The organism is uncultured Thiohalocapsa sp. (assembly GCF_913062725.1).
GTDB lineage: Bacteria > Pseudomonadota > Gammaproteobacteria > Chromatiales > Chromatiaceae > Thiohalocapsa.
The window spans coordinates 24,376-51,304 of record NZ_CAJXWY010000027.1; the positions used below are offsets into that span (position 1 = coordinate 24,376).

The window sequence follows — 26,929 nt, forward strand, 5'->3', positions numbered from 1 at the left end:
ATTTCGCGGAGGCGCAGCCGCAGGCCCGTTCGTCCGGGTGGGTAGGCGCCATCGATGAGCAACCCCAAGGAGTGCCCTATGCGTGCCTTTCAAGATCTCATTGCTGCGATGATTGCCGGTCGAGACTGGCCAGGTATGGGAAACTCAGAGCAAGCCCGTGAGCTGATGACGGCGGTGTACAGTGAGCGCTATCATAGCGCCGCGCATTTCCGGGACCGTTATCAACAGCGCGCAAACTTGCAGAAGAAAGAAGATGTCGCGTCGTACGCCGGCTGGATAACTGCGGACAATCCCACCTCAGGCGCATACCAGGGGACTTCCTTCGTATGGTTCCCGGGTGTTGGCGGCAGCATTGCAGTCCTGGTGATTGGCACTGACGGTTTCGGGGCCGATAGTCACATCCTCGGGCGGCCGGGGCATGCCCGCAGGCTGCGTGCCCTAAGGGCTTTGCACCAGGGCCAGGTGTGGGTCAAGCCGGACCTCCTCGACCTCAACACTCGCGTGCCGGATAGTGTCATCGGCAACTGGCCGGCCGCCGAGTCCGCGATGAAGATCTACGGCCACGTTATCTACGCTGCTGTTCCGGTGCGTAACATCGCGGATAGCTCGGCCGTTGAAGATCTCCTCGACCTCTTTTTCGCAGAGCATGGCACACCCCTGACAGGCAAGTTTCGCGAGCGCTGGGCTGATCGGCAGCAAGCGATTGCCGGCGCCATTTTCCCGCGCTTCGACCCAACTAAGGTCCTGAGCCTGCTCAAAGAACGCCGTTTCGTAATCTTGGAAGGGCCCCCCGGCACCGGCAAGACACGTTGGGCATTAGATCTGTCGCATCGGATTGGGCCTGTGACGACGGTCCAATTTCACCCAGCGCGCACCTATGAGGACTTCGTTGTCGGTCTCTTTCCCCGTCCAGCCGCTGATGGCCTGGCCTTCGAGGTAAGAGCAGGGGACTTACTGCAAGCAAACTTAGCGGCAGCGCAGGGGCCTCACGTCCTCCTGATCGACGAGATCAATCGTGCCGACCTTGGACGGGTATTGGGTGAGGCTGTAATGCTCTTCGAGGTCGGCGAGGCGCCGCGGCGGGTCCACTTGCCACAAGTACCAGCCGGCCATCCGCCGGAATTGGAGCTCTCGCCAAACCTTCTGGTGCTTGGTACCCGCAACACCGCCGACCGCACCATCGCACGTCTGGACTTAGCCATCCGCCGACGCTTCGCATTCGTTCCCGTTTGGCCCGACCTGGACGTGGTAGCGGCTGAGGGGGTAGATTTTGCCGTGCAGCTCTTTGCAGATACCGTCCATAGCTTTGCCGAGTTCGCCGATGACGAGACTCTGCGGCTCGTTCCCGGCCATGCTTACTTCCTCGATCCCCGTCCAGAGTTTGATCCTGTTGACCGCCAGGCTCGGGTTGCTCGGCGTCTGGAGTTAGAACTGGTGCCGCTGTTGCGTGACTATCTTGACGAGCGCCTGTGCGGTGGTGCCAGCGAAGCCATCGCCGGTCTGACTGACAGAATCAGTAGCACAATCATGGGTTTGAGTTGATGGCAGCGCGGGGTCCTGCCGCGAAGGGCAAGGCACGCGGTCAACTGGCCCAGTCATCGGTACCCAAAGCCCGGAATTTGTTTCGGCTGGTGGACCATGGCGATCCGATCCGGATCAGAGCCTCAAACGTCGGCGCCGCAGGGGATCGATGGATTGACGGCTTTCTGGAGGCCAACTGTAAGCATCTGCGCCGGCTCGATCTGCGTACTGAGGTTGAGACCCGCGGCGGCGTGTGCTTGGTGGTACGTCCTGGTAGCCACATCGGCGCCATACCGCTAGTGTCAACGTCGACGCGCCGGGTGGCCGCAGGGGTACTCGTTGCGCCCCGTTTTGGTTGGGCGGCATTGGGTAGTGTCCTTCAGACAGTTGGTTTTGCGGTCGAACCGGCGCTCGGGAAAGCACCCCTCGTCCCAGGTTCGGCTCGTGAAGTCCCCGCTTGGCTGCTTGTCGCGCCAGTGTTGAACCGCCTCGAGGCTTTGCTGCGCTATATGAAGCGGGGCTTTGTCGAGCGCACGGAGGTCAGGTTGACCCCGCGCGGGCGCGTTGAGTGGCCGCAATGGATCCAGCGGGAGTTTGGGAAGGGACAATGGGGGCGTTTGCCGTGTACCTTTCCGGATCTTGATGATGACCCTGAGCTTATCGCCACCATGCGCTGGACGCTGGCACGCTTGGAGCAGGACCTTGCCTCGCAACTCGACTCGCTGACCAGCCGTGCACTCTACGAGCGGATTCGTTTGCTGAACCACGATCTGGGCCCCGGCCGGAGTCGCCGGCCCGCGCCTTGGGATCAGCCCGGGCAGAGTTCCGGCTGGCTTGCGGATGCGCAACAGGCTATGGGCTGGGTGGCGGAGGAGAGGGGCCTGGGCGGTGCCCGCAGCCTCGATGGCTTGGCTTGGGATGTTGAAGCTGACCAACTGTGGGAAGCTTTTGTTGCATCCTTTGTGCGTGATTTGGCGCCGTACCTCGGCATGGTCTGGGCTGGGCGTGGCCAGACCCAGCACCGGCTCAACTGGCAGGGTCGGCCAAGTTCAATGGGGGCGCTAATTCCCGATACGGGACTGCGGAGCCCCCAGCGGGTGATCTGGGTGGATGCCAAATACAAGGCCCACCTCACGTTGCTCTCCCAATACGGCTGGCGAGGTCTCACAGAAGCCGTACGCGATGCTCACCGCGCCGATCTACACCAAGCGCTGGCTTACACGGCTCTCACTGATACTGAGTTCACCGATACCGTTTTGGCTTATCCCGCGCTGGGGAACGAGCACCGCCCCGCGATGACCATCGCAACGATGGCGTCGGGGCATCGACGGGTGCGGTTGGTTTTGGCTGGACTACCCTTCGGCTTTCGGTCGCCAAGCCAGCGCCAGGAGATGCTCACCCGCTGGCGTAGGTTGCTTGATCTCAGATCGGGTGACTAACGCGCGTCCAACGGGACGCTAGCCCATGGCGCTGTCCTCTCGGGTGGGCAATCGTCATCGCCCTGCCCATTACCGTGCCGCGGCCAGCCAGCGATCCAACGCATTGGCGAACGCCTGGCGTTCGCGCTGGCCGAAGGCCGACGGTCCGCCGGTGTCGACGCCGCTGGCGCGCAGGGTGTCCATGAAGTCTCGCAGGTTGAGGCGCTCGCGGATGTTCTCCGGCGTGTAGGGCTCGCCGCGGGGATTGAGCGCCGTACAGCCCTTGGCCACCACATCCGCCGCCAGGGGGATGTCGGCGGTGATGACCAAGTCGCCGGGCATGGCATGCTGGGCGATGTGATTATCGGCCACATCAAAGCCCGCACCGACCCGCACGCTGCGGATCAGCCGCGACGGTGGCGTCGCCAGGGGCTGATTCGCCACCAGGGTGAGGCGGGTGCGGGTGCGCTCGGCGGCGCGGAACAGGATGTCTTTGACGGGCTTCGGGCAGGCGTCCGCGTCGACCCAGATCTGCATGGCTGTGCGCTCCTTCGTCCTGTGCGGGTTTCACGACGCCAGGCGCCGCCCGGCTGCCGTGGCGAGTATACTGGGGGATTGACTTGAGCATCCCGACCCATGAACGCCTCCGCATCCGCCGGCGGACCCGCCGCCGGCAACAGTATGACGCCCGATTCTACAGACAACGCCACCCCCACAGCGCCGGACGCGGTTGCCGGTGACCCATCCCCCGGCGATGCCGCGGGCACCGAGCCCCGGTTCGACGACCTCGGCCTGCCGCCGTCCCTGCTCGCCGCGCTGGAGCGCGTCGGCTACGAGACACCGTCGCCGATCCAGGCCCAAACCATCCCGCATCTGCTCGCCGGGCACGACCTCCTGGGTCATGCGCCCACGGGCACGGGCAAGACCGCCGCCTTCACGCTGCCGTTATTGGCCAGACTGGACCTGAGCCAGCGTGTGCCGCAGGCGCTGGTGCTCACGCCCACCCGCGAGCTGGCCATCCAGGTGGCCGAGGCCTGCCGGCGCTATGCCGCGGAGCTACGGGATTTCCATGTCCTGCCCATCTATGGTGGCCAGGACTATCGCACGCAGCTGCGCCAGTTACAGCGCGGCGTGCATGTCGTCGTCGGCACGCCCGGGCGGATCATGGATCACATGCGCCGCGGCACGCTGGACCTGGATGCGCTGCGGGTGCTGGTGCTCGACGAAGCGGATGAAATGCTGCGCATGGGCTTCATCGATGACGTCGAGTGGATCTTGGCGCAGACGCCGCCGACGCGCCAGACAGCCCTGTTTTCGGCCACGCTGCCGCGGGCCATTCAGCGCATCGCCCAGTCCTACCTGCATGATCCGGTGCAAGTCAGCATCGCCGCGCGCACGGCGACGGCGGAAACCATTCGTCAGCGCTGGTGGCTGGTGAGTGGCCTGCACAAGCTGGATGCGCTGACCCGCATCCTGGAAGTGGAGCTGTTCGATGCGCTGCTCATCTTCGTGCGTACCAAAACGGCGACGGTGGAGCTCGCCGAGCGTCTGGAGGCCCGCGGCTATGCCGCCGCGGCTCTCAATGGTGACCTGCCGCAGAAGCTGCGCGAGCAGATCGTAGAGCGTCTGCGCCAGGGGCAGCTCGACATCATCGTCGCCACTGACGTCGCCGCCCGCGGGCTGGATGTGGAGCGCATCAGCCATGTGGTGAACTACGACATCCCCTACGACACCGAGGCCTATATCCACCGCATCGGCCGCACCGGCCGGGCCGGGCGCGCCGGGGAGGCGATCCTGTTCGTGGCTCCCCGCGAGCGTCGCATGCTGCGTGCCATCGAGCAGGCGACCCGCCAGCCCATCGAGCCCTTGCAGCTGCCGTCCACGGAAACGGTCAACGACAAGCGCATCGCCGACTTCAAGCAGCGCATCAGCGATGCCCTGGCCGCCGGCGAGCTGGATTTCTTGCAAGGCCTGGTGGAGCAGTACCAGCAGGAGCACGACGTGCCGGCGGTGGAGATCGCCGCGGCGCTGGCGCGGCTGGTCATCGGCGAGCAGCCCCTGTTGCTGCCGCCCGAGCCGGAGCGCCGGCCCCGCCGCGAGCCGCGGGAGCAGCGCGGCCGCCGCGATGAGCAGGGGCCACGCCAAGGGCGGGAGAGACGCCCGCGCACCCGCGAGCCCGATCGGGCGCATACGGATCGGCGCGAGCGCCGGGCGCCGGATGGCGGCGCAGCGACCACCCGCCGACAGGACCGGGGCCCGCGCCCCGAGCCCGGGCGCTGGCGCGACGGCGAGCGGGTGGACGAGCGCCCCCAGCGCAACGCGCCCTCGGCTGAGGGGATGGAGCGTTTCCGCATCGAGGTTGGCCACGATCACGGCGTGAAGCCCGGCAACATCGTCGGCGCCATCGCCAACGAGGCGGGCCTGGAAGGCCGCTACATCGGCCGTATCGATATCCGTGACGACCACAGCACCCTGGATCTGCCGGCGGGCATGCCGAAGGAGCTGCTGCAGCATCTCAAGAAGACCCGCGTCTGCGGTCGGCCGTTGGGCATCAAGCGTATCGGCGGCGGCGGGAGCGGGCCGCATCGGCGCTGAGTCCAGTGCCCTGTGTCTGCCCGAGGCGGTTCTCTGCTACAATCCCGGCTCGGGTGCCTCACCGGTCGGCACCATTGCGGCTCACCAGGCGCCTCACCAGGCCACTGGCGTCGCCGAAACCCGCTTTAAGCCGTTCGTGCTGCCGCCCGCGCTGCCGCCCAGTGCCAATCCGTCGGGCGCCTCCCGTTCCAGCCAAGCAAACCCGAACCCCGCCTGGACCGGCTCCCGGCGGCGCGCCCGTTACCCGTGCGCGCCCCAGGGAGGGCACAACCGGAGCTGATCCCATGTCCTTCGACACCCTCGGCCTCACCGCCGATCTCCTGCGCGCCGTGCGCGAGCAGGGCTACACCGAGCCCACGCCCATCCAGCGCCAGGCTATTCCTCTTATTCTCACCGGTGTGGACGTGCTCGCCGGCGCCCAGACCGGCACCGGCAAGACCGCCGGCTTCACGCTGCCGCTGCTGCAGCGGCTCGCGGAAACCCGCTCCGGCGGCGGCGGGCGCAGCGGCCCGCGCCCCATCCGTGCCCTGGTGCTGGCGCCCACCCGCGAGCTCGCCGCTCAGGTGCACGAGAGCATCGAAACCTATGGCCGCCACCTGCCCCTCACGTCAGCCGTCATCTTCGGCGGTGTGAAGATCAACCCGCAGATCGCCCAACTGCGTCGCGGCGTGGATGTGCTGGTGGCCACCCCCGGACGGCTGCTGGACCATGCCGGGCAGGGCACCATCGACCTGTCAAGGATCGAGATCCTGGTGCTGGACGAGGCCGACCGGATGCTCGATATGGGCTTCATCCATGACATCCGCCGCGTGCTGGCGCTGCTGCCGGCGGCGCAGCAACGCCAGAATCTGCTGTTCTCCGCCACCTTCTCGGACGAGATCAAGGCGCTCGCCAACCGGTTGTTGAATCGCCCGCAGCTCATCGAGGTGGCGCGGCGCAACACCGCCGCGGAAACGGTGCGCCAGGTGGTGCACCCGGTGGATCGCCATCGCAAGCGCGAGCTGCTGAGCCATTTGGTGGGGTCCAACGACTGGCGCCAGGTGCTGGTGTTCACCCGCACCAAGCACGGCGCCAACCGTCTCGCCGAGCAATTGCAGACCGACGGCCTGACGGCGGCCGCCATCCACGGCAACAAGAGCCAGGGTGCGCGCACCCGGGCCCTCGCCGGCTTCAAGAGCGGTGATGTGCGCGTGCTGGTGGCCACCGATATCGCCGCCCGCGGGCTCGACATCGATCAGCTCCCGCACGTGGTCAACTTCGAGCTGCCGAACGTGCCGGAGGACTATGTGCATCGCATCGGCCGCACTGGCCGCGCGGGCAACGCCGGCGAGGCCGTCTCCCTGGTCTGCGTGGACGAGCACAAACTGATGCGCGACATCGAGCGGTTGTTGCAGCGCCAGGTGCCCAAGGTAGTGCTGGCGGGCTATGCGCCGGACCCGAGCATCCCGGCGGAGCCCATCGTGCGGGGCAAGGGCGCTCGCGGCGCCCGCGGCCATGATCGCCCGGCGGACGGTGCCCGGCGTGGCGGTCAGCGCAGCGCCTCGGGGCGCAATGCCGCCGGGCGCGGCGGCGACGGCGCCGGCGGCGCGCGCAGATCACCACAAGCCAGCCGGCAGGACAGCGGGAAGCCACAACGCCGTTCGGAGCGGACGACGGCGCAGCAGACAGCGCAGGGCAGGGGCCAGGACGCCGTCGCGCCGCCCGCCGGGCGCAAGCCCAAGGCTGGCCATCAGCATCGCAAATCGCAGTCTGCCAACGCGGCCAATCCGCAACGCGGACACCGTCACAGCCGGTCCGGGCGTCGGCACGAGGTGGCGGCCCTGCTCGGCGGCGGCCGCGAGGATTGACGCCGCCCCGGACGCGCCGGACGCCTCAAGGCCCGGCGCCTGGGAGGAGCCGCCGCTCCGCCTCGCGGTACTTCGCGGCTGTTTTCGCAATGATCTCCGCCGGCAGCTCGGGCCCCGGCGGACGCTTGTCCCAGTCGAGCGTCTCCAGATAGTCGCGCACGAACTGCTTGTCGAAGCTCGGCGGGCTGCTGCCCGGCTGGTATTGGTCGGCGGGCCAGAAGCGGGATGAGTCCGGCGTCAGCGCCTCGTCGATGAGGTGCAGGCGGCCGGCGTCGTCCAGGCCGAACTCGAATTTGGTATCGGCGATGATGATGCCGCGGCCGCGGGCGTAGTCCGCCGCTTCGGCGTAGATGCGCAGACTGACGTCGCGGATTTGTGCGGCCAGGTCGGCGCCGATGAGGTCCGCCGTGTGCTCGAAGCTCACGTTCTCGTCGTGGTCGCCGACGGCGGCCTTGGTGGAAGGCGTATAGATGGGCGCCGGCAGCTTGTCTGCCAGGCGTAGGCCGGCGGGGAGCGGCAGGTCGCAGACGGCGCCCGTGCGCTGGTAGTCCTTCCAGCCGGAGCCGATGAGATAACCGCGGACGATGGCCTCCACCGGCAGCGGCCGCAGCCGTCGGACGACGACGGCGCGCTCGCCGAGGCTGCTGCGCGCAGCCGGATCGGGCACCACCGCCGCCAGCGGCCGATCCACCAGGTGATTCGGCACCAGGCCTGCGGTGCGCCGGAACCAGAAACTGGACACCCGCGTCAGCACTTCGCCCTTGCCCGGAATGGGCTGGGGCAGCACGACGTCGAACGCCGACAGCCGATCCGTGGTGACGATGAGCAGGTGATCATCGTCGATGCCGTAGATATCACGCACCTTGCCGCGGTTGATGAGCGGCAAGTGCGGCAGGTCCGATTGAAACAGGGCGTCTGCTCTGGCGGTCATGGTCTCAGGCCTTTGCGATGCATTGGTACCGGCGGCGCACGCCGGTGCGGGTGGCGCTGCATGCTGCGCAACCGGGCCGTGGCCCGTTGCCCCGCAGGCTTGCGGTTGCGACTATAGCAGCCCAGCGCGTCGGCTCCGTGCCCATTGCGGCCCGGGTACTCAGCCCTTGCGGTGCCCCGCGCGCCGTCGTCAACCCCATGATCAACGCCAGCGCGCCGGACAGTCAGCCCATGCCGCGAACCAAAGCCACGCCCGAGACACCGCCCACGGCCGCCACGCAGCCACCGCCCGACGCTGACGCCCAGGCCTTCCTGCGCGCCTTCCGCGGCAGTTTCACCTCGGCGTTGCGCTGGCATCATCTGGATGCCTTGTGGGCTGTGCTGCGCGCCGATGCCGAGGGCGGTTGGTACCTCTACGCCGTCGGCGAGGCGCCGCCGTCGGCGCCCGCCACCGCCGCGCAGGTGCGCCGCTTCATCGACGAGCTCGATGCCTTGCTGCGGCGCGAGCACGACGAAGACTACTGCGGCATCGTCTACGCCGACGATCTCAAGGCACCCGGCTTCGTCAAGATCTACGACCCGAACAACTTGGGCGTGGTCTGCGGCTTCAGTGACAACCCGCCGCTGCCGGGCTGGATCATGAGCAAGCGCAGGCCCGTGGACCTGCCGGCCGCGCAGCCCGCACCCCGCGGCCGGCGGCGCTGGTGGCAGCGGTTGTTCGGCTGAGGCCCTTGGGGCAACGGGTATCGCTAAACATCGCGCGTGATTGACCCCGCCGCACCGACTGCCTATGGTCCGCGACGGACCTGACAGCACACCGGAGACCCCATGGCGAAGCAGATCATCCATACGGACCAGGCACCGGAAGCCATTGGCCCCTATTCCCAGGCCGTGCGCGCCGGCGAGACCGTGTACTTGTCCGGGCAGATCCCGCTGGACCCGGCCACCATGAACCTGGTGGACGGCGACATGGCGGCGCAGGTGCGTCGCGTCTTCGACAACCTTCAGGCCGTGGCCCGCGCCGCCGGCGGCGAGCTGACCGACATCGTCAAGCTCAACATCTATCTGATCGATCTCAGCCACTTCGCGCTGGTGAACGAGCTGATGCAAGCCTACTTCAGCGCGCCCTATCCGGCCCGCGTCGCCATCGGCGTCGCCAGTCTGCCCAGGGGGGCGCAGGTGGAGATGGACGCCATCATGGTGCTGGAGACTTAGAGCGTCTGCGGCCGCCGGTTGCGGTCAGGGCGGTCTTGGGGCCTGTCAACCGATGGCCGGGTCATTGGTTGACAGCCCGGGACGGGCGCGGGACCATTCGCGCTCTTAATCCGTGCCGGCAACGCGATGGTGTTGCCCGGCCATACCGCCGCCCTCCGGCGGCCGCCCGATCGTCGACCGCCGCCCCTATGCAAGCCACTGTCACCCATGCCGCGACCGTCGCCGCGGACACCGCCGAGCGCCACGACTGGACCACCGACGAAGCCGAAGCGCTGCTCGGCCAGCCCTTCACCGACCTGCTGTTCGCGGCGCAGACGGCGCATCGCGCGCGCTTCGACCCCAATCGTATCCAGCTCAGCACGCTATTGAGCATCAAGACCGGCGGCTGTCCGGAAGACTGCGGCTACTGCTCCCAGAGCGCCCATCACGACACACAGTTGGGGCGTGAGCGCCTGTTGTCGCTGGATGCGGTGCTGGCGGCGGCCCGCAGCGCCCGCGCCGCCGGGGCGACCCGCTTTTGCATGGGCGCCGCCTGGCGCAACCCGACGGACAAGAACCTCGACTCCGTGCTGGCGATGGTCGAGGGCGTGAAGGATCTGGGGCTGGAGACCTGCGTGACCCTGGGCATGCTGACGGCGGCGCAGGCGCGGCGGCTCGCCGACGCCGGCCTGGATTTCTACAACCACAACCTGGACACCTCGCCGGAGTTCTATGGCCAGGTGATCTCCAGCCGCACCTACCAGGACCGGCTCGAGACCCTGGAGCATGTGCGCGCGGCGGGCCTCAAGACCTGCTCCGGCGGCATCCTTGGCATGGGGGAGGGGCGCCGGGACCGCGCCTCCATGCTGTGTCAGCTGGCGAACCTGCCGGCACACCCCGAATCCGTGCCCATCAACCTGCTGGTGCAGGTGGAGGGCACGCCGCTGTTCGGCAGCGAGCTCCTGGACCCGTTCGAGCTGGTGCGCACCATCGCCGCCGCCCGGGTCATGATGCCCGGCGCCTACGTGCGCCTGTCCGCGGGCCGCGACGACATGAGCGACGAGCTGCAGGCGCTGTGCTTTCTCGCCGGGGCCAACTCCGTATTCTACGGCGAGCGCCTGCTCACCACCGCCAACGCCGGCAGCGAGCGTGATCTGGCGCTGTTCGCCCGCCTCGGGCTCGCCTTCGAGACGGCGGACCTGCCGGACCGGGATGCGCCCGGGGCCTGTCACCGGCATCCGCCGTCGGCACCCACCGCCGCCGGCTGATGGGCACAGCCCTGCGGCATTCGGGGACCACCGGTGCGCGTGCGCAAGGCGTCACCGGCCAGCGCCGGCGTGATGATGCGGCGTTGCGCGCGGCGCTGGAGCGCCTGCGCGACACCCATCTCTACCGGGCCCGCCGGGTGCTGGATGGCCCCCAGGGGGTGCGGCCGGTCATCGATGGCCGTCAGGCGTTGTCTTTTTGCAGCAACGATTACCTGGGCCTCGCGGCGCACCCGGAACTCGCGGCCGCCCTGCGCGCGGGTGTCTCCCGCTATGGCGTGGGCAGCGGTGCCGCACACCTGATCACCGGTCACAGCGCAGCACACCGCCGCCTGGAGGACGACCTCGCGGCCTTCGTCGGCCGGCCGCGGGCGCTGCTGTTCTCCACCGGCTACATGGCCAATCTCGGGGTCATCAGTGCGCTGTGCGAGCGGGGCGAGACGCTCTACGCGGATCGGCTGAACCATGCCTCCCTCAACGACGGCGCCCTGCTCGCCGGGGTGCGCCTGCGGCGTTATCCGCACGCCGACACGGCGGCGCTGGCGCGCATGCGCGCCGGCGGCGATGCCGCCATGCTGGTGAGCGACGGCGTCTTCAGCATGGACGGCGATTTGGCGCCGGTGCCGGCACTCGCCGCCTGCGCGGATGCCGCCGGCGCCCGGCTGCTGGTGGACGACGCCCACGGACTCGGCGTCGTCGGCCGCGACGGCCGTGGCACGCTGGATGTCTACCGCGAACAGGGCTGGGACGACGCCGGCGATGTCATTGTCATGGGCACCTTGGGGAAGGCCTTCGGCACCTTCGGCGCCTTCGTCGCCGCCAGCGATGCCGTCATCGAGACGCTGATACAGCGCGCCCGCAGCTATATCTACACCACGGCCCTGCCGCCGGCGCTGGCCCATGCCACGTCTGCGGCGCTGGCGCTGGCGCAGCGCGACGCCTGGCGTCGGGCGCATCTGCAGGCACTTATCGCGCGTTTTCGCGCCGGCGCCGCGGCGCTCGGCCTGCCGCTGATGGCCTCGACCACGCCCATCCAGCCGCTGCTGGCGGGCAGCGCGCAGCGGGCGCTGGCCTGGAGCCGCTGGCTGGAGGCGCAGGGCGTCTTGGTGACGGCCATCCGCCCGCCGACGGTGCCCAAGGGTGCGGCACGGCTGCGGATCACCCTGTCCGCGGCACACGCTGAGCAGGATGTCGAGCGGCTGTTGGCGCTGCTGGCGCGGCTGCCGGATCGGGCCGTGGGCGATTGATGGCATGCGGTGGCTCGCTCGTGCGCCGGCGTGGTCGCAATCCCGATCGGCGTTGGCGTTGGGGGCGTCGTCGCGGGGGAGCGTCGACGATGACAAGCGGCGTGAGCGTTGGAACGCGGGGCAGCGTCGGCGGGAGATGAGCGGATGAAGGTCGCCTCGAGCACCCATCAACCGGTACGCACACCCCTGGTGCTGGTGCATGGCTGGGGCATGAACGCCGGTGTCTGGGCCGGCCTGCCGGAGGCGATCACCCAGCGCTTCGCGCCCCTGGCCGTGGATCTGCCGGGCCATGGCGGAGCGCCGTTCTCCGCCGGGCAATGGTCCCTGGACCATTGGGCGCAGGCCTGCCTGGACCAGGTCAGCGCGCGCTCGCCCGCGGGCGACCATACCCCTGCGGTCTGGCTCGGCTGGTCCCTGGGCGGGCTCGTGGCCTTGCAGGCGGCGCGGCTGGCGCCGGATCGCGTCAGGGCGCTGGTATTGCTGGCGGCGACCCCCCGCTTCGTGCGCGCCGTGGACTGGCAGGTGGCGGTCCCCGAGGGCACGCTCGGACAGTTCCACGATGGCCTGCTTGCAGATCCGCAGGGCACACTGGAACGCTTCCTCGCCCTGCAGGTCCGAGGTGCCGATGACGCCCGCGCGCTGCTGCGACGGCTGCGCGCGGGACTGGCGGGACAACCCGCCGCGGACCCGGCGGCGCTGGCTCAGGGGCTGCAATTGCTGCGCGAGGAGGACCTGCGCGGGCCGCTGCCGGACATCCGCCCGCCGACATTATGGCTGTTCGGCGAGCGTGACACGCTGGTGCCGGCCGCCGCCGCCGAACGCGTGGCCCTGCTGATGCCCGAGGCCCGGATGCAGGTGCTGGCGGGGGCGGCCCATGCCCCCTGGCTCTCCCACGGCGGTGCGACCGCCGCGGCCATGATCAAGTTTCTGGATAGCATCGGGCTATGAACGCCATCGACAAAACGGCCGCCCGCCGCGCCTTCGATGCCGCCGCCGCCGGCTATGACGCCGTCGCCGTGCTGCAGCACGAGATCGGCGAGCGCATGCTGGAGCGGCTCGACTACATCCGTCTCACGCCACAGCGTGTGTTGGATTTGGGCTGTGGCACCGGCGTGGCCCTGGAGCGCCTCGCCAAGCGCTATCGCCGGGCGGAAGTCATCGGGCTCGACTTTGCCCACGGCATGCTCGCCCGGGCCCGGCGCCGGGGGCACTGGCTGAACCGACCGCGGGTGGTCTGCGCCGACGCCGAGCAGCTGCCGCTGGCGGATGACTCGGTGGATCTGGTGTTCTCAAGCGTGACGCTGCAATGGGTGAACGACCTGGATGCCACCTTTCGCGAGCTGCTGCGGGTGCTGCGCCCGGGCGGACTGCTGTTGTTCAGCACTTTCGGTCCGGATACCCTGAAGGAGTTGCGCGCCGCCTGGGCCGCCGTGGATCCGGGCGAGCACGTCAGCCCGTTCTTGGATATGCACGACATCGGCGATGCCCTGGTGCGCGCGCGCTTCGCAGACCCGGTGATGGATGTGGAGCGCATGACACTCACCTATGCCGACATTGGTGGCCTGATGCGGGATTTGAAGCAGTTGGGGGCACGCAATGCCCTGGCGGGGCGCCCGCGGGGGCTCACCGGGCGCCGGCGGCTGGCGGCGCTGGCCGCGGCCTACGAGCGCGAGCGTCGGGACGGGCACCTGCCCGCCACCTACGAGGTGGTGCATGGCCACGCCTGGGTCGCGGTCAAGGCGCAGCCGCAGTTCGTCACCGATGACGGTGTTGCCATCCCGCTCGCGGCCGTGGTGCGCCCGCACAAGGCGGCGGGGGGGCGGGGATGAGCGGTCTCTTCATCACCGGCACCGACACCGGCGTCGGCAAGACCGAGATTGCGGCGGGCCTGCTGGCGGCCTTCAAGGCCCGGGGCATCAGTGCCGCGGGCATGAAGCCGGTGGCCTCCGGCTGCACACCCGGCGACGACGGACTCCAGTCCGACGACGCCATCAAGCTGCTGGCGGCCGGCGGCGTCGATGCGCCCTACGACGAGGTGAACCCCTTCGCCCTGGCAGAGGCGATCGCGCCACACATCGCTGCCGGTCAGGCAGGCGTGGATATCCGGCTCGGTCGTATCCGCGAGGCCTATACCGCCCTTGCGCGGCGTGCCGAGTGGGTGGTGGTGGAGGGCGTCGGCGGCTGGCGGGTGCCGCTGGGACCGGCCCTGGCGGTGAGCGACCTGCCCGAGGCATTGGATATTCCGGTGGTGCTGGTGGTGGGGCTCAGGCTCGGCTGCCTGAATCACAGTCTGCTCACCGCCGAGAGCATCCGCGCCCGCGGCGTGCGCTTACTGGGCTGGGTCGCCAACGAGATCGACCCCGACATGCAGGCCCGGGACGAGAACATCGCCACCCTGGCCGCGCTCATCGACGCGCCGACGCTTGGCGTCGTGCCCCGCCTCGACCTGCCGAAGCCCGACGTCGTCGCCGAATACCTGAGTCTGGAACCGCTGCTGCGCTGATCGCCGCCGCCCACGGCTGAGCCGCACCGGCGAGCCGATGTGGCAGGGCCGCCACGTGCTAAGCTCAAGCGCAATCAAGCGTCGCCGCGCCGGATGTAGACGCACGCCCGGCGGTCACGGCCATCTGTGGCTGCGCCCGCAAGGTGCCCCGTTAGGAGTCAAGTCATGTCTGCCCCGACCCCGTGCCAATGTTTCGCGGCGCCCAGGGCCGCACGCCGCCGCGCCGCCCTGGTGCTCGGCACCGTCGCGCTCTGGCTGGCTGCCACCGGCACGCAAGCCGATCCCATCGGCCAGGCGCTCGCCCTGGGCAACGCCAGCCTGGTGGTGGCTGAGGACGATCGCACCGTCATCGCCGACAATGCCGATCGGGGGATGGTGCCGGCATCCACCATGAAGCTGCTGACGGCGCTCGCCGCCATCGAGCGCTGGGGCCTGGACCACCGCTTCACGACGGAATTCCGGCGGGGGCGGGATGGTCGGCTCTGGGTGGTGGGGCGGGGGGACCCCTACCTCGTCTCCGAAGAGCTGGAGCAGGCGGTGCGCGCCCTGCGGCGCCAGGGGCTGAGCACTGTCAACGGCATCGGCCTGGACGATACGCTGTTCGTCGCGGGGGACCGCATCCCGGGACGGGCGTCCAGCCACAACCCCTACGACGCCCCGGTGACGGCGCTGGCGGTCAACTTCAATACGGTCAACGTCCGTGTCGCCGGCGGCCGCGTACGCAGTGCCGAGGCGCAAACCGGGCTCACGCCCACGGCGCGCCGCCTGGGGATGCGCATGGGCACCGGCGAGCACCGCATCAACCTGCAGAGCCGTGACAATGCGCTCAGCCACTTCGGCGAGCTGCTGGCGCTGAAGCTCGAAGCCGCCGGCGTGCGCGTGACCGGCGACGTGCGCGTCGGGCGTGTGCCGGATGGGGCCGACGTCCTGCTGGTCCACCGCAACGGCCGCCCCCTGGCCACCGTGGTGGAGAACATGCTGGAGTATTCCACCAACTTCATCGCCAACGATCTCTTTTTGCTGTTCGGCGAGCGCGGCGGGGTGAGTAGCATGGCGCAATCGCAGCGGGCCATGGAGGCGTGGGCGCGGCGTCAGTTCGGCTGGGACCGCTTCACCATCGAAGATGGCGCCGGCCTCTCCCGCGGCAACCGCCTGAGCGGGCGCCAGCTCATCGACGTGCTCGACGCCATGGTGCCCTACCGCCAGCTGGTACCGGTGCAGGATGGCAACCCCAATGTCCGCGCCAAGACCGGTACCCTCTCCGGAGTGAGCTGCTATGCCGGCTGGGTGCGCCGGGACGGCGGCTGGGCAGCCTTCAGCCTGCTCATCAACCAGCCGGTGGCCTATGGTTTCCGTCATCAGGTGGCCAGTGCGCTGGCGACGGCACCGAGACTGGCGCGGTACTGAGCCGGCAGCGGTGCGAGCGACTCGCCAGGACCATGGCGTCATCGGCGTCGGGCGCGCGCAACGCCGGCCCCGTGGCTGGCGTCGGTCTGGTCGGCGGCGCCCGATCGGATCGGCCCTGGCGCCATGGCTGCTGATGCTTCTTGTGGGCTGCGCCGGTCCGGATCTGCCCGTGCGGGAGCCGGTGGATGCGGCCGCGAGGCCGCTGCCGGCCGTTGTCGGCGGCGGCGCCCTCTACTGGAAGCGTGATGGCGGTTATCCATCGCTGGCACCGTTGCTCAAGCGGGTGACGCCGGCGGTGGTGAACGTCGCCGTGATCTCCGAGGTCAACTTGGCAGACCACCCCTTTCTGGAAGACCCGGCCTTCCGGGAATTTCTCGAGCAGTTCGACATCGAGCCGCCGACGTCCGAGGAATTGCGCCGACGCGAGAGTGTCGGCTCCGGTGTCATCGTCGACGCCCACCGCGGCCTCGTGCTCACCAATGCCCATGTCATCGAAGACGCCCGGGACATCACCGTCACGCTCAAGGACCGGCGCAGCTTCAAGGCCCGGCTCATCGGTCGTGATCCGGGCACGGACGTCGCGGTGCTGCGCATCATGCCCCTGGACGTGCCTGATCTGGGCTTCGCCGACTCCAACGCGCTGGAGGTGGGGGACTTCGTGCTCGCCATCGGCAACCCCTTCGGCCTGGGACAGACCGTGACCTCCGGCATCGTCAGTGCCGTCGGCCGCACGGGCATCGCCGACGACAGTCTGGGGGAGCTCATCCAGACCGATGCCTCCATCAATCCCGGCAACTCCGGTGGTCCGCTCATCGATCTGGCGGGACGCATCGTCGGCATCAACACGGCGCTCATCGGTCCGAGCGGCGGCAACGTCGGCATCGGGTTTTCGGTGCCCGCCAATCGGGTGCAACGGGCGGTGCGGCAAATCCTGGAGCGCTGACCCTTGCAGACGGATACCGGCGGCGTCCGATCTCGCGGGCGCGCTGACGTGATGCCCGTGCTCAGCCTCGGGCGCCGGGATGCACGCAGGGGCCGCAGGATGCCCTAGCCGCCGGTGACCGGCGGAAAGAAGGCCAGCTCGTCACCGTCTGCGACCGGCGTGTCGGGCTGTGCCATCTGCTGGTTCACGGCGGTGAGCAGGCGACGGTCATCGCCCAGGGCTGCGGTCCAGGGGCCGCCGCGCTCGCACAACTGGGCGCGAATCGCCGCCACGCTGCCGGCGTGCGCGGCGGACAGGGTCTCTTCGGCGGTGCCCAGGGCCTCGCGCAGGCTTGCGAAGTAGCGCACACGGATCATGACAGAAGCTCCGTCAAAGGAATGAATGCCACCGGGTCGCCGGCACGCAAGGTCTGGCCCTCCATCAGCTCCACCAGACCGTTTGCCCAGGTCAGCGACCTGAGGTCCGCGGAGGAGCGGCTGGCGAAGACCTCGACCCGGGCATGGCCGGTGGCGTCGACCATCAATCGAGCGCGTTGGTATTCGCGACGCTGATCCGGCTTCGGCCAGTCGAAGCCGGCGGTGGCGTGGATGCGCTTCGGGGTTGGTAGCGGCTCCAGCCCCTGCATACGCTGAATGAAGGGCCGCGCGAACAGGCAGAAAGTCACAAACAGCGACACCGGATTGCCCGGGCTGCCGATGAAGGGCGTCTCCCCGATATGGCCAAAGGCGAGGGGCCGCCCCGGGCGTATGGCGATGCTCCAGAGGTCGAGCCGACCGAGTGCCTCCACGGCCGGGCGCACATGGTCTTCCTCGCCCACGGAGACGCCGCCGCTGGCGAGCACCAAATCGGCCCGCTCGGCGCCGTCGGCGAGGGTGGTTCGGGTCGCCGCAAGGGTGTCGGGGACGATGCCGAGATCGATGATCTCGCAGCCGAGACCCGCGAGCAGGGCCTGATAGAGGGTGCGATTGGAATTGTAGATTTGGCCGGGCCCGAGGGGCTCTCCCGGTTCCACCAGCTCGTCGCCGCTGGCGACAATGGCCACCCGCAGCCGCCGGCGCACATGCAGCACTGTGGCCCCTACGGAGGCGGCCAGGGCGAGGTGCTGGGGCCCCAATCGCACACCCGGCGTGAGCACTGCATCGCCGGCGCGCAGTCGCTCGCCCCGATAGCGGATGTTGTGGCCGGCGTCGACCGCCGCCGGGAGCTGCACCCGGCCGTCGCCGAGGCGCTCGCAGGCCTCCTGCACCACCACCGTGTCGGCGCCCGCCGGTACCGGGGCACCGGTGAAGATGCGCGCGGCGGTGCCGGGCGCCAGCGGCTCGGCCATGGCGCCGGCGGGGATGCGCTGGGAGACGGGGAGCGGGCCCTGTGCGGCGTCGGCGGCGCGGAGGGCATAGCCATCCATGGCGCTGCTGTCCCAGGCGGGCTGGTCGCCGGGGCTGACGAGGCTGGAGGCGAGCACGCGACCCTGTGCCCCGACCAGCGGGACGGGCTCGCTGTCGGTGAGCGGGCGCGCCTCGGCCAGGAGTAGCGCCAGGGCCGCCTCGACGGAGTGCATGGCCCGGCCGGGATCGCCACAGTCGTGGGCACCGGCCATGTCAGTGCTCGCCGAAGCGCGCGGTGGGCGGCGCGAAGTCGCGGGACCGGGTTTGGCTTTGGGAGACGGTGAGCACTGCGATGGGCGGCGACCGGAAGGGGGCGTCGTCTGGGGTTCGGCTCATGCGGGCATCGGCTTGGTCGGCACTGGGATTCGCTGAATCTGGGCGGTTACGCGGTTGAGGTCAAGCGTGCGCTCCCCCAAAAGCAGCGCGGCGCGTCACAGCCATTTCGGCACCAGGATCAGCAGCCAGACCGCCGCCGCGTACAGGATACTGGTGAACACCGCCGCGGAGGCGATGTCCTTGGCCCGCGCCGAGAGCTCATGGCGCTCGGTGCCGACGCGGTCCACATTGGCTTCGATGGCGGAGTTCAGCAGCTCGACGATGGGCACCATGAGCAGGCTGCCCACGAGCATGGCACGCTCCACCGGCGACTCGCCGAGCCACAGCCCCAGCGGCAGCAGCGGGATCAGGACCAGCAGCTCCTGGCGGAAGGCCTCTTCGCCCTCGTAGCAGGCCTTGAGTCCCTTCATGGAATAGCCGAAGGCGTAGAGGACGCGTTTCCAGCCATGGACGTTGCGGTTGGCCATCGTGCTTGCCTTGGGTGGCGCAGGGCGGCTGGACGCATGCTGCAGGCGTGCTCAGCCGCGACACCCAGCCCGGACGACTCCGGGCGTTAGCCCTCCACCTGCGCAGGCTTCCACGCCAGGTCCAGTTGCCGGGCGGCGCGCACGTCGTCGAGCCGGCGCACGGGCAGGGTGTAGGGGGCCTGCTTGAGCGTGTCGGGGTTGTCCTGGGCCTCGGCGCGGATCTTGGTCATGGCCTCGACGAACCCGTCCAAGGACTCTTTCGACTCGCTCTCCGTGGGCTCCACCAGCAGGCATTCGGGCACCAGCAGCGGGAAATAGGTGGTGGGGGCGTGGAAGCCATAATCCAGCAGACGCTTGGCGAAGTCCATGGCGTTGGTGCCGTATTCCTTGGCCTCTTTCTTGAGCGTCACGATGAACTCATGGCTGGCGCGACGCTCGGGGTAGGCGGCGGTGAAGCCGGCCGCCTTGAGCCGGGCGAGCAGGTAATTGGCGTTGAGCGTGGCGTACTCCGAGACCCGGCGCATGCCCTCGGCGCCGAGCAGCCGGGCGTAGATGTAGGCGCGCAGCAGGATGCCCATGTTGCCGCCGAAGGCGGTCATGCGGCCGATGGATTCGGGGCGGTCGGACTCCACCTGCCAGTGGTAGGCATCGCCGTCCCTGATCACCAGCGGCACCGGCAGATAGGGCTCCAGGCGCTTGGAGACACCCACCGGGCCCGCACCCGGACCGCCGCCGCCATGGGGCGTCGAGAAGGTCTTGTGCAGGTTCATGTGGATGACGTCGAAGCCCATGTCGCCGGGGCGCACCTTGCCCAGGATGGCGTTCAGGTTGGCGCCGTCGTAGTACAGGAGCCCGCCGGCCTCGTGGACGGTCTCGGCGATGGCCTGGATGTTGCGATCGAAGACGCCGACGGTGCTCGGGTTGGTGAGCATGATGCCGGCGGTCTGCGGCCCCACGGCGTCGCGCAGCGCGGCGATGTCGACGTCGCCATTGCTGCCGGTGGGGATCTCGCGCACCGTGAAGCCGGCCATGATGGCCGACGCCGGGTTGGTGCCGTGGGCGGCATCCGGCACCAGGATCTCACGGCGCGCATGGTCGCCGCGGGCGTCGTGGTAGGCGCGGATCATCATTACGCCGGCGAGCTCACCCTGGGCCCCGGCGGCGGGCGCCAGCGACACCGCATGCATCCCGGTGACGATCTTCAGCATGTCCTGCAGCTCATGCAGGCAGGCCATGATGCCCTGGCTGTGGCTCTCGGGCGCCGCCGGGTGGCGGGCCAGGAAGCCCGGCAGCGAGGCCAGGCTGTTGCAGGCCCGCGGGTTGTACTTCATGGTGCACGAGCCAAGCGGGTAGAAGTGCGTGTCGATGGCGAAGTTCTGCTGCGACAGGCGGGTGTAGTGGCGCACCGCCTGCAGCTCCGAGACTTCCGGCAGCGCGGCGCGGCGTTGGCGGCGCAGGCCGGCCGGCAGATCCGACACGTCGGCCATGTGGAGGGGGGCTTGCGCGGGGGCCGTGCGGCCGGGGCGGGATTGCTCTTGAATCAGCATGGGATGCTCAGCTTTCGGTTCGTTGGGGCGGTGAAATCCGGGCTGCGCTCAGCGCTGTCGGTCATGCCGCATGCTGTGCCGTGCGATGGCGCCACGACACCGGCTCGATCGACGCTCAGCCGAGCGCCTGCAGCGCCGCATCGTAATCAGGCTCCTCACCGATCTCCGGCACCAGCTGGGTGTAGCCGACGTTGCCGTTTTCATCGACGACGACGATTGCGCGGGCGGTGATGCCGGCGAGCGGGCCGTCGGCGATGAGCACGCCGTAGTCCTTGGCGAAGTTCTTCGACCGCATCATAGACAGCGGATGCACGTTCTCGAGACCCTCGGTGCTGCAGAACCGGCCCATGGCGAAGGGCAGGTCCGCCGACACCACGAGGCAGACGGCGTCGTCGCGTCCGGCGAAGGAGGCGTTGAACTTGCGGGTGGATGTGGCGCAAACCGGCGTGTCCAGGCTCGGTACGATGTTGAGCAGCACTTTTTTGCCGGCGAAGTCCGCCAGGGACTGATCACCGAGATCTTTGTCGACGAGCGTGAAGTCCGGTGCGGGGCTGCCAACGGCGGGCAGCTCGCCGGCCAGGTTGACTGGGCTGCCTTGGAGTGCGGTCTGGGCCATGGTCGTGGTCTCCTGGGAGAGGCGGCTTGGGGGGCGCGCGAGGGTCAAGTCACGCGGTTGCAGACAGGCGCGCTGTCCTCTTCACGCGTGACGCAAAGCCAATGCAAGTTTGTCGCGGAAGGCCATCATGTCCTCGTCCGTGCGCATTTCGGTTGCGCAGACCAGTACCGCCGGGTCCAGCTCCGGATACTCGGCGCCGAGGTCGAAGCCGCCGAGGATGTCATCCGCCGCCAGTGCGGACAGCACCCGGGCGGCGGGCGCCGGCAGCCGCAGCGCCTGCTCATGGAAGACCGGCGCGTCGAACAGCGGCTCGACTCCCGGGATTTCGCAGAGCAGCTCGGTGAGCCGACGGGTGTTGGCATGGCAGCTGGCGGCGACGCGCTCGAGACCGTCGGCGCCGAGAATGGCCATGTGGATGGTGGCCGCCGTCACCAGCAGGCCCTGGTTGGTGCAGATGTTCGACGTGGCCTTGGATCGGCGGATGTGCTGCTCGCGCGCCTGTAGCGTCAGCGTGTAGCCCACCTTGCCGTCGGCGTCCAATGTCTTGCCCGCGATGCGCCCGGGCAACTGGCGCACGAAGTCTTGCTTGCAGGTCAGAAAACCGAGATAGGGCCCGCCGGAGGCGAGTGGCATCCCGAGCGGCTGACCCTCGCCGCAGGCGATGTCGGCACCCGCGTCACCCCAGTCTCCCGGCGGGCTCAGCAGCGCCAGGGCCACCGGGTTGACGACGCCGATGGCGAGCATATTGCGCTGGTGCGCCCAGTCGGTGATGGCGTCAACGTCCTCGAGCGCGCCAAAGAAGTTGGGCTGCGGGACCACCAGTGCCGCGAACTCACCATCCGCGGCTGCGGCTTCGTATTGAGCCACGGGCGTCCGGCCGGTCTCGCGGTCGAAATCCACTTCCACCAGCTCGATGCCCTGGTTGCCCACCAGACCACGGGCGGTGCGGCGATAGGACGGGTGCAGTGCCTTGGGGATCAGCACCCGTTGGCTCTTGCTCTTGCGGTTGGCACGCACCGCCATCAGCATCGCCTCCGCCAGCGCCGAGGCGCCGTCGTAGAGCGATGCGTTGGAGACGTCCATGCCGGTCAGCGCCGTCATCATGGACTGGAATTCGTAGAGTACCTGGAGTGTGCCCTGGCTGGCTTCCGCCTGGTAGGGGGTGTAGGCGCTGTAGAACTCGCCACGGGTGGTGATTTGCCACACCGCAGCGGGAATATGATGTTCGTAGGCACCGGCGCCGATGAAGCACAACGGCTGGCCGTCCGTGCGCGCGCGGCCCTGCATCAGGCGCGTCACGTCCATCTCGGACAGGCCGGCGGGAATGCCGTCGAGCCCCTGGGCACGCAGCTCCGGCGGGATTTCATCGAATAGGTCGTCGATGCTCCCGGCGCCGATGGCGGCGAGCATCTCGGTGACGTCGGTGTCGGTGTGGGGTATGAACGGCATGATTACGATCGCTGCTGGTCGTCACCGACCCCGGCCAGTGGGCGCCGGGGCCTGATTGGGCGGGATGCTGGTCCGCTTTTTGGTTGGTCCCACCCCGGCGGGATGGGTGCGGCGGCGGCGCGCTAGGCCTCGTCCTCAACCACCTGCTGGTACTCCTCGGCGTCGAACAGGCCCGCGTCGGCATCGGTGTCGGCGAGCTTGAGCTGAAAGATCCAGCCTTCGCCGTAGGGGTCGGAGTTGATGGTCTCGGGGGTATCGCCGAGCGCCTCGTTGACTGTCACGACCTCGCCCGCCACTGGCGCATAGATATCGGATGCCGCCTTGACCGATTCAACCACGGCGCAAGCGTCCTTGGCGGCGAGCTGCTTGCCCACCTCAGGCAGTTCGACGAACACCAGATCACCGAGGGCGTCCTGGGCATGATCGGTAATACCGACGGTGACGGTGCCATCGCCGTTGTCGCGGACCCACTCGTGGGACTCGGTGTACTGGAGGTCGTTCGGGATGTCGCTCATGGCTGACTCCTGTTGGGGGCAGTTGCGGATGCAGAGACGCTGGACGACGGCGGTGCGGCAGTCCCGTGGTCCGCCCGCACGCCGGCTCAGACGGTGATCTTGGGCTTGCCGTTGCGCACAAAAGAGGGCGGCACGACGCGCGCAGGCATCGCCTTGCCACGGATCTCAACGGCGACTTCGGTGCCCTCGGCCGCGGCGGCTGCGGCGTCGATGCGCGCCAGGGCGATGGAGCGCTCCAGGGTCGGCGAGAAGCCGCCCGAGGTGATTTCGCCCACCGGGACGCCGGCGTGCAGCACCCGCTGATGTGCACGCAGCACCCCGCGGGTGGTGAGCAGCAGGCCCACGAAGTGCGGCAGGCTCGCTGCCTCACGCCGCGCCTGCAGCGCCTGACGACCGACGAAGTTGCGCTCCGGCGGTTGCCAGGACACGGTCCAGCCAAGACCGGCGGACAAGGGGTCGGTCTCCTCGTCCATATCCTGGCCATAGAGATGCATGCCGGCCTCCAGTCGCAGGGTGTCGCGGGCGCCGAGGCCGCAGGGCACCACACCCGCCTGCAGGAGGCCTTGCCAGAGCGTGCCGACGTCCGCCGCCGGCAGCATGATCTCGAAGCCGTCCTCGCCGGTGTAGCCGGTGCGGCCCACGAGCCAGCCATCGCCTTCGGCGGCGTGAAACGGCTTGAGGGCCATGGCGCGGTCGCGCAGGGACGCCGGCAGGAGCGGTTCTGCGAGGTTGCGGGCGCTCGGCCCCTGCACCGCCAGCATGGCGAGATCGTCGCGGCGCGTGATATCGACATCGAAGCCCTTGGCCCGATCCCGCATCCAGTCGAGATCCTTGTCCGCAGTCGCCGCATTCACCACCGGCCGGTAGCGCTGCGGCGCCAGGTAGTAGCAGATCAGATCATCGACGACACCGCCACGCGCGTTCAGCATGCAGCTGTAGAGGGCGCGGCCGGGCTCGCGCAGCTTGTTGACGTCATTGGCGAGCAGGTATTGCAGGAACGGCTTCGCGGCGGGTCCGGTGACATCCACCGGTTGCATGTGAGAGACATCGAAGACGCCGGCGCCGCGGCGCACGGCATGATGTTCTGCGAGCTGGGAGCCGTAGTGCAGCGGCATATCCCAGCCGCCGAAGGGAACAATCTTGGCATTGAGGCCAATGTGGGCGTCGTAGAGCGGCGTTCTGGAACCCATGCGGGCCTCCCGGTCGCGCCGACGCGAGGCCGGCAGGTTGGACATGCGCGCACGCGCAGATGACTCACGAATCTGCACGCCGCCCCTCTGTCCTGAACCTGAGAGTTTGCGGTGGCCTGTATGCGCAGCCGGATTGCTTTGCACGCTTTGGCCCCATCGCAGTGTGATGGTGGGCCATTTGCCACTGCTGCCCCGTCGGTGGGCCGGCGCATCAACGTCTGCGTCGGCCGCTCTCCAGAGTCGGTGTTGGGTGCCGCGGTCCTTTTGCCTGAGCGATTCCGGGCGGTGTTGCGCCTTCGGCGCCGGCGCGCGCGATGGCAAAGCTGCCCCGCACGTCACCGGTCTCTCCCGCGGCTCCGAAACCGAGCATGACTATAAACGCCACGCCCGGCGATGCCAAGTGAGGGTTTTACTAGGAACTGCAGGGGAAACAGGTGCCCGACGGACTGGCTGATAGCCAACGACGCTTGATCCATGCGTCGAGCTGCGGCCAGGTGTCGGCCTACACCAAATGCGTAGCACGGCGCTGAGCGCCCGCGGCTCGCGCTCCGCCTGATCTCAAATCGGCCAGCGCAGCCGTTTGGGCACCGAGCGGACCCGCTGGCGCACCGGCAGCGGCGGGATGACGTGATCGACCAGGTGCGCCGCGGTCTCTGCCATGCGCCGGGCGTTGCACGACGGACACAGGCCGCGCCCTTTGCGCGAGAAGGCGACCAGGAAGTCATGCCCGCAGCCCGGGCCTCTGGCCCTCGCAAAACCATAGGAGAGGATGCCGCATTCGAGGTCGTGGCGGAACTCACGCTCCACGTAGGCCGGCACGCGCTGCCCGTCCCAGTCGTCTTCCCCTGCGAGCGCCAGATAGGTCTCCAGGTGCTGCTGGACGACTTGGTAGAGGACGGTTTGCTCGGGATGGCGGCGACAGTACGGGGTAGGTCCGCATCCCGGTGATGCGGCGGCCATGTCGGTATCCGGCTGGAATTCGGCGCTTGACTGAATTTATATACAGTCTAGCCGGGCGCCCCGGTTCCGGTGGGCCTGCGGCCGTGATCGTGGAGCCGCCTACACCGCCCCGACGCCCGTCAGCCCCGCTGTTTGGTGTTGACCACACATCCCGCCCCCGCTATCCTCCCCTTCTGAGCTAAGCTGGGCGCTCAGGATGGCTTGAATTTCCTATCCGTCCAACAGCAACCTATACCTAACCCAACGACCCATGTCCCAAGAAGATCTCACCCAATTCCTCGAAGCCGTCCAACAGGACCCCTCCCTACAGGAGAAGCTCAAGGCCGAGGGGGCCGACCCTGTGGCCATCGCCATGGAGGCAGGTTTCTCGATCACCCAGGCTGAGCTGATTCGCCAGCAAGCTGGCCGAATCCAGAGCCTCAGTGATGAGGAACTGGAGAATGCGGCAGGCGGAGTTTGGTCGGCGAATTGCACTGATGATGTCGTTTGTGGTGGATTATAGCGGCACCGGTCCTGCCGCTCAATCGCACCCTACCCATACCCCTCGCTGCCCCTCGCCGACGAATCTTCTGGCATTCTACGGCTTCGGTTTTCGCTGATTTCTCCCCCGCGAAGCCGATTTTTTCGCGGAGCCAGGAAATGTATTCGTATAGCTGGGATGAGGGCGTGGCGATCCCCCCCCGGCGGTTGCTCCTATATTGATCGTGATCTAGGCGCACCCTGCGCTCAGCTTGCGGGCATGCCATCTTTCACGGAGCACATCCGCCGGTTCCTGCGAGCGGAGGGCGCGGAGCCGATGGTCTCCTCCGAGGAGAGGTTGGAGCTGCTGGAGGCACAGATCCGTCGGCTGGAAGAGAAGCGGGAGGGGATCGTCTCGGTTGCCTCCCATCCTCCCGTCCGGACCCGCTACCGGCTCCCCCAGGTGGCGTATCCGGTTGACTGATCACCGCCAAGATTACAGACAGCAGAGGTGGGTATGCCACGTCCGAGTCGACGCTGAGCGTTCTTTCACAATCAGCGATCGAGAAAACTGACCCGCTGCGTGCGCTGCTGAGCAACGGCGCCCGACGGCTGATCGCCGAGGCATGGCGGCGGAGCTGGCCGCGTTCCTGAGCGACGCCGCCTATCGTCTTCGGGGCGACGAGCGCCCGGCGGTGGTGCGTAACGGCGACTTGCCTGAGCGCACGGTGCAGATTGGTATGGGCGACGTCGAGGTGCGGGTGCCGAAGGTGCACGAGCGCATCGGTGGCGGCGCCTGCGTTCACTCCGCGCTCCTGCTGCCGTAACTCAAGCGCGCCTGCAGCGTTGGGAAACTGATTCCATGGCTCTACCTCAAGGGGGTCTACTAGGGAACGGTTCACTAACAAGGTACTCAGTTGGGCTCGCAAAAAACTATCGGTTTTATGCGCTAACGCAATGATTGCTCGAGGTCCAAGCGCGACCCTTGGGTCTTGGTACGCAGTGGGGTGACACGATGAGTGCGTTTGCTGGCTACGGCGCTGAGCATGAAGACACGATGCGGCTTTACTACGCGTCGCTGCCGGAGGATCACCGGCGGCGCTACGCGGCGCTCGAGGCGCTGAAGATTGGCCGC

26 protein-coding genes, 1 pseudogene and 1 riboswitch are annotated in these 26,929 nt (G+C 68.5%); of the genes and pseudogenes, 15 read left to right on the forward strand and 12 right to left on the reverse strand.

Going from position 1 to position 26,929, the window contains the following annotated elements; genetic code table 11:
- Nucleotides 1-78: 78 nt before the first annotated feature.
- The gene (locus QZ588_RS09230; RefSeq protein WP_295542001.1) at nt 79-1,542 is read left to right on the forward strand and encodes an AAA family ATPase; all 1,464 of its coding nucleotides are present in this window, start codon (nt 79-81) and stop codon (nt 1,540-1,542) included.
- A gap of 458 nt (nt 1,543-2,000) precedes the next feature.
- The gene (locus QZ588_RS09235; protein WP_295542003.1) at nt 2,001-2,960 is read left to right on the forward strand and encodes a hypothetical protein; all 960 of its coding nucleotides are present in this window, start codon (nt 2,001-2,003) and stop codon (nt 2,958-2,960) included.
- Nucleotides 2,961-3,029: 69 nt separating this feature from the next.
- Here QZ588_RS09235 and QZ588_RS09240 read toward each other — a convergent pair whose 3' ends face one another.
- The gene (locus QZ588_RS09240; protein WP_295542006.1) at nt 3,030-3,476 is read right to left on the reverse strand and encodes a YaiI/YqxD family protein; all 447 of its coding nucleotides are present in this window, start codon (nt 3,474-3,476) and stop codon (nt 3,030-3,032) included.
- Nucleotides 3,477-3,575: 99 nt separating this feature from the next.
- Between QZ588_RS09240 and QZ588_RS09245 the strand changes: the two genes are divergently transcribed.
- Entirely contained in the window at nt 3,576-5,534 is a 1,959-nt protein-coding gene (locus tag QZ588_RS09245; protein ID WP_295542007.1) for a DEAD/DEAH box helicase, read from the forward strand.
- A gap of 284 nt (nt 5,535-5,818) precedes the next feature.
- Nucleotides 5,819-7,381 (forward strand): DEAD/DEAH box helicase, encoded by a 1,563-nt coding sequence (locus QZ588_RS09250; RefSeq protein WP_295542009.1) that lies wholly within the window; start codon nt 5,819-5,821, stop codon nt 7,379-7,381.
- A gap of 25 nt (nt 7,382-7,406) precedes the next feature.
- Here QZ588_RS09250 and QZ588_RS09255 read toward each other — a convergent pair whose 3' ends face one another.
- Nucleotides 7,407-8,312, reverse strand: a complete 906-nt coding sequence (locus QZ588_RS09255) for a phosphoribosylaminoimidazolesuccinocarboxamide synthase (RefSeq protein WP_295542010.1) — start codon at nt 8,310-8,312, stop codon at nt 7,407-7,409.
- 230 nt (nt 8,313-8,542) lie between these two features.
- On the opposite strand from QZ588_RS09255, the gene QZ588_RS09260 reads away from it, so the two are divergent.
- From QZ588_RS09260 to QZ588_RS09300, 9 genes are all read left to right on the forward strand, one after another.
- Nucleotides 8,543-9,037, forward strand: coding sequence for a hypothetical protein (locus QZ588_RS09260; protein WP_295542011.1), 495 nt, complete (start codon nt 8,543-8,545; stop codon nt 9,035-9,037).
- Nucleotides 9,038-9,139: 102 nt separating this feature from the next.
- Entirely contained in the window at nt 9,140-9,526 is a 387-nt protein-coding gene (locus tag QZ588_RS09265; protein WP_295542012.1) for a RidA family protein, read from the forward strand.
- A 188-nt stretch (nt 9,527-9,714) separates the two neighbouring features.
- A complete protein-coding gene (gene bioB, locus QZ588_RS09270) occupies nt 9,715-10,773 on the forward strand; it encodes a biotin synthase BioB (protein ID WP_295542013.1) in 1,059 nt (352 codons plus the stop codon).
- Nucleotides 10,773-12,017 (forward strand): 8-amino-7-oxononanoate synthase, encoded by a 1,245-nt coding sequence (gene bioF, locus QZ588_RS09275; RefSeq protein ID WP_295542015.1) that lies wholly within the window; start codon nt 10,773-10,775, stop codon nt 12,015-12,017. Before bioB ends, bioF begins: the two co-directional genes overlap by 1 nt.
- Before the next feature lie 144 nt (nt 12,018-12,161).
- Nucleotides 12,162-12,965, forward strand: a complete 804-nt coding sequence (bioH, locus tag QZ588_RS09280; protein WP_295542017.1) for a pimeloyl-ACP methyl ester esterase BioH — start codon at nt 12,162-12,164, stop codon at nt 12,963-12,965.
- Nucleotides 12,962-13,846 carry a malonyl-ACP O-methyltransferase BioC gene (gene bioC / locus QZ588_RS09285; RefSeq protein ID WP_295542019.1) on the forward strand — a complete coding sequence of 295 codons (885 nt, stop codon included), beginning with the start codon at nt 12,962-12,964 and terminating at the stop codon, nt 13,844-13,846. Before bioH ends, bioC begins: the two co-directional genes overlap by 4 nt.
- Entirely contained in the window at nt 13,843-14,520 is a 678-nt protein-coding gene (bioD, locus tag QZ588_RS09290; protein ID WP_295542021.1) for a dethiobiotin synthase, read from the forward strand. Before bioC ends, bioD begins: the two co-directional genes overlap by 4 nt.
- A gap of 165 nt (nt 14,521-14,685) precedes the next feature.
- Nucleotides 14,686-15,927, forward strand: coding sequence for a D-alanyl-D-alanine carboxypeptidase (locus QZ588_RS09295; RefSeq protein WP_295542023.1), 1,242 nt, complete (start codon nt 14,686-14,688; stop codon nt 15,925-15,927).
- A 133-nt stretch (nt 15,928-16,060) separates the two neighbouring features.
- Nucleotides 16,061-16,870 (forward strand): trypsin-like peptidase domain-containing protein, encoded by an 810-nt coding sequence (locus tag QZ588_RS09300; RefSeq protein ID WP_295542024.1) that lies wholly within the window; start codon nt 16,061-16,063, stop codon nt 16,868-16,870.
- Between the two features lie 104 nt (nt 16,871-16,974).
- On the opposite strand, the gene moaD is transcribed toward QZ588_RS09300, so the two are convergent.
- The 10 genes from moaD to QZ588_RS09350 form a co-directional block, all read right to left on the reverse strand.
- Complete coding sequence (gene moaD / locus QZ588_RS09305; protein WP_295542025.1) at nt 16,975-17,226, reverse strand: molybdopterin converting factor subunit 1; 252 nt, start codon at nt 17,224-17,226, stop codon at nt 16,975-16,977.
- Nucleotides 17,223-18,467 (reverse strand): gephyrin-like molybdotransferase Glp, encoded by a 1,245-nt coding sequence (gene glp / locus QZ588_RS09310; RefSeq protein ID WP_295542027.1) that lies wholly within the window; start codon nt 18,465-18,467, stop codon nt 17,223-17,225. The genes moaD and glp overlap by 4 nt, the downstream gene beginning before the upstream one ends.
- Before the next feature lies 1 nt (nt 18,468).
- The gene (locus tag QZ588_RS09315; RefSeq protein ID WP_295542029.1) at nt 18,469-18,591 is read right to left on the reverse strand and encodes a hypothetical protein; all 123 of its coding nucleotides are present in this window, start codon (nt 18,589-18,591) and stop codon (nt 18,469-18,471) included.
- Nucleotides 18,592-18,686: 95 nt separating this feature from the next.
- On the reverse strand, nt 18,687-19,058 hold the full coding sequence (locus QZ588_RS09320; protein ID WP_295542031.1) for a diacylglycerol kinase: 372 nt from the start codon (nt 19,056-19,058) through the stop codon (nt 18,687-18,689).
- A gap of 86 nt (nt 19,059-19,144) precedes the next feature.
- The gene (gene gcvPB / locus QZ588_RS09325; protein WP_295542032.1) at nt 19,145-20,605 is read right to left on the reverse strand and encodes an aminomethyl-transferring glycine dehydrogenase subunit GcvPB; all 1,461 of its coding nucleotides are present in this window, start codon (nt 20,603-20,605) and stop codon (nt 19,145-19,147) included.
- A 115-nt stretch (nt 20,606-20,720) separates the two neighbouring features.
- Nucleotides 20,721-21,221, reverse strand: a complete 501-nt coding sequence (gene tpx / locus QZ588_RS09330; RefSeq protein WP_295542034.1) for a thiol peroxidase — start codon at nt 21,219-21,221, stop codon at nt 20,721-20,723.
- An 81-nt stretch (nt 21,222-21,302) separates the two neighbouring features.
- Entirely contained in the window at nt 21,303-22,670 is a 1,368-nt protein-coding gene (gcvPA, locus tag QZ588_RS09335; RefSeq protein WP_295542037.1) for an aminomethyl-transferring glycine dehydrogenase subunit GcvPA, read from the reverse strand.
- Between the two features lie 122 nt (nt 22,671-22,792).
- The gene (gene gcvH, locus QZ588_RS09340) at nt 22,793-23,185 is read right to left on the reverse strand and encodes a glycine cleavage system protein GcvH (protein ID WP_295542039.1); all 393 of its coding nucleotides are present in this window, start codon (nt 23,183-23,185) and stop codon (nt 22,793-22,795) included.
- An 86-nt stretch (nt 23,186-23,271) separates the two neighbouring features.
- Nucleotides 23,272-24,375 carry a glycine cleavage system aminomethyltransferase GcvT gene (gene gcvT / locus QZ588_RS09345; protein ID WP_295542041.1) on the reverse strand — a complete coding sequence of 368 codons (1,104 nt, stop codon included), beginning with the start codon at nt 24,373-24,375 and terminating at the stop codon, nt 23,272-23,274.
- A 246-nt stretch (nt 24,376-24,621) separates the two neighbouring features.
- A riboswitch (glycine riboswitch) is annotated at nt 24,622-24,736 on the reverse strand.
- Between the two features lie 197 nt (nt 24,737-24,933).
- Complete coding sequence (locus QZ588_RS09350; protein ID WP_295542042.1) at nt 24,934-25,335, reverse strand: transposase zinc-binding domain-containing protein; 402 nt, start codon at nt 25,333-25,335, stop codon at nt 24,934-24,936.
- Nucleotides 25,336-25,585: 250 nt separating this feature from the next.
- Here QZ588_RS09350 and QZ588_RS09355 point away from each other — a divergent pair, with 250 nt between their 5' ends.
- Both QZ588_RS09355 and QZ588_RS09360 read left to right on the forward strand, forming a co-directional pair.
- Entirely contained in the window at nt 25,586-25,837 is a 252-nt protein-coding gene (locus tag QZ588_RS09355) for a Nif11-like leader peptide family RiPP precursor (protein WP_295542044.1), read from the forward strand.
- Between the two features lie 452 nt (nt 25,838-26,289).
- Nucleotides 26,290-26,618 (forward strand): annotated as a pseudogene (locus QZ588_RS09360) (IS256 family transposase); the annotation flags it as partial.
- Between the last annotated feature and the right edge of the window lie 311 nt (nt 26,619-26,929).

Coding starts and splice junctions, on each gene's coding strand:
- bioF (WP_295542015.1), top strand. CDS start 10,773: ATGGGCACAGCCCTGCGGCATTCGGGGACCACCGGTGCGCGTGCGCAA.
- QZ588_RS09350 (WP_295542042.1), bottom strand. CDS start 25,335: ATGGCCGCCGCATCACCGGGATGCGGACCTACCCCGTACTGTCGCCGC.
- gcvPA (WP_295542037.1), bottom strand. CDS start 22,670: ATGCCGTTCATACCCCACACCGACACCGACGTCACCGAGATGCTCGCC.
- bioC (WP_295542019.1), top strand. CDS start 12,962: ATGAACGCCATCGACAAAACGGCCGCCCGCCGCGCCTTCGATGCCGCC.
- QZ588_RS09355 (WP_295542044.1), top strand. CDS start 25,586: ATGTCCCAAGAAGATCTCACCCAATTCCTCGAAGCCGTCCAACAGGAC.
- QZ588_RS09260 (WP_295542011.1), top strand. CDS start 8,543: ATGCCGCGAACCAAAGCCACGCCCGAGACACCGCCCACGGCCGCCACG.
- gcvH (WP_295542039.1), bottom strand. CDS start 23,185: ATGAGCGACATCCCGAACGACCTCCAGTACACCGAGTCCCACGAGTGG.
- bioH (WP_295542017.1), top strand. CDS start 12,162: ATGAAGGTCGCCTCGAGCACCCATCAACCGGTACGCACACCCCTGGTG.
- tpx (WP_295542034.1), bottom strand. CDS start 21,221: ATGGCCCAGACCGCACTCCAAGGCAGCCCAGTCAACCTGGCCGGCGAG.
- QZ588_RS09295 (WP_295542023.1), top strand. CDS start 14,686: ATGTCTGCCCCGACCCCGTGCCAATGTTTCGCGGCGCCCAGGGCCGCA.
- gcvT (WP_295542041.1), bottom strand. CDS start 24,375: ATGGGTTCCAGAACGCCGCTCTACGACGCCCACATTGGCCTCAATGCC.
- bioB (WP_295542013.1), top strand. CDS start 9,715: ATGCAAGCCACTGTCACCCATGCCGCGACCGTCGCCGCGGACACCGCC.
- QZ588_RS09265 (WP_295542012.1), top strand. CDS start 9,140: ATGGCGAAGCAGATCATCCATACGGACCAGGCACCGGAAGCCATTGGC.
- QZ588_RS09300 (WP_295542024.1), top strand. CDS start 16,061: ATGCTTCTTGTGGGCTGCGCCGGTCCGGATCTGCCCGTGCGGGAGCCG.
- QZ588_RS09240 (WP_295542006.1), bottom strand. CDS start 3,476: ATGCAGATCTGGGTCGACGCGGACGCCTGCCCGAAGCCCGTCAAAGAC.
- moaD (WP_295542025.1), bottom strand. CDS start 17,226: ATGATCCGTGTGCGCTACTTCGCAAGCCTGCGCGAGGCCCTGGGCACC.
- bioD (WP_295542021.1), top strand. CDS start 13,843: ATGAGCGGTCTCTTCATCACCGGCACCGACACCGGCGTCGGCAAGACC.
- QZ588_RS09230 (WP_295542001.1), top strand. CDS start 79: ATGCGTGCCTTTCAAGATCTCATTGCTGCGATGATTGCCGGTCGAGAC.
- QZ588_RS09320 (WP_295542031.1), bottom strand. CDS start 19,058: ATGGCCAACCGCAACGTCCATGGCTGGAAACGCGTCCTCTACGCCTTC.
- gcvPB (WP_295542032.1), bottom strand. CDS start 20,605: ATGCTGATTCAAGAGCAATCCCGCCCCGGCCGCACGGCCCCCGCGCAA.
- QZ588_RS09315 (WP_295542029.1), bottom strand. CDS start 18,591: ATGAGCCGAACCCCAGACGACGCCCCCTTCCGGTCGCCGCCCATCGCA.
- glp (WP_295542027.1), bottom strand. CDS start 18,467: ATGGCCGGTGCCCACGACTGTGGCGATCCCGGCCGGGCCATGCACTCC.
- QZ588_RS09245 (WP_295542007.1), top strand. CDS start 3,576: ATGAACGCCTCCGCATCCGCCGGCGGACCCGCCGCCGGCAACAGTATG.
- QZ588_RS09250 (WP_295542009.1), top strand. CDS start 5,819: ATGTCCTTCGACACCCTCGGCCTCACCGCCGATCTCCTGCGCGCCGTG.
- QZ588_RS09255 (WP_295542010.1), bottom strand. CDS start 8,312: ATGACCGCCAGAGCAGACGCCCTGTTTCAATCGGACCTGCCGCACTTG.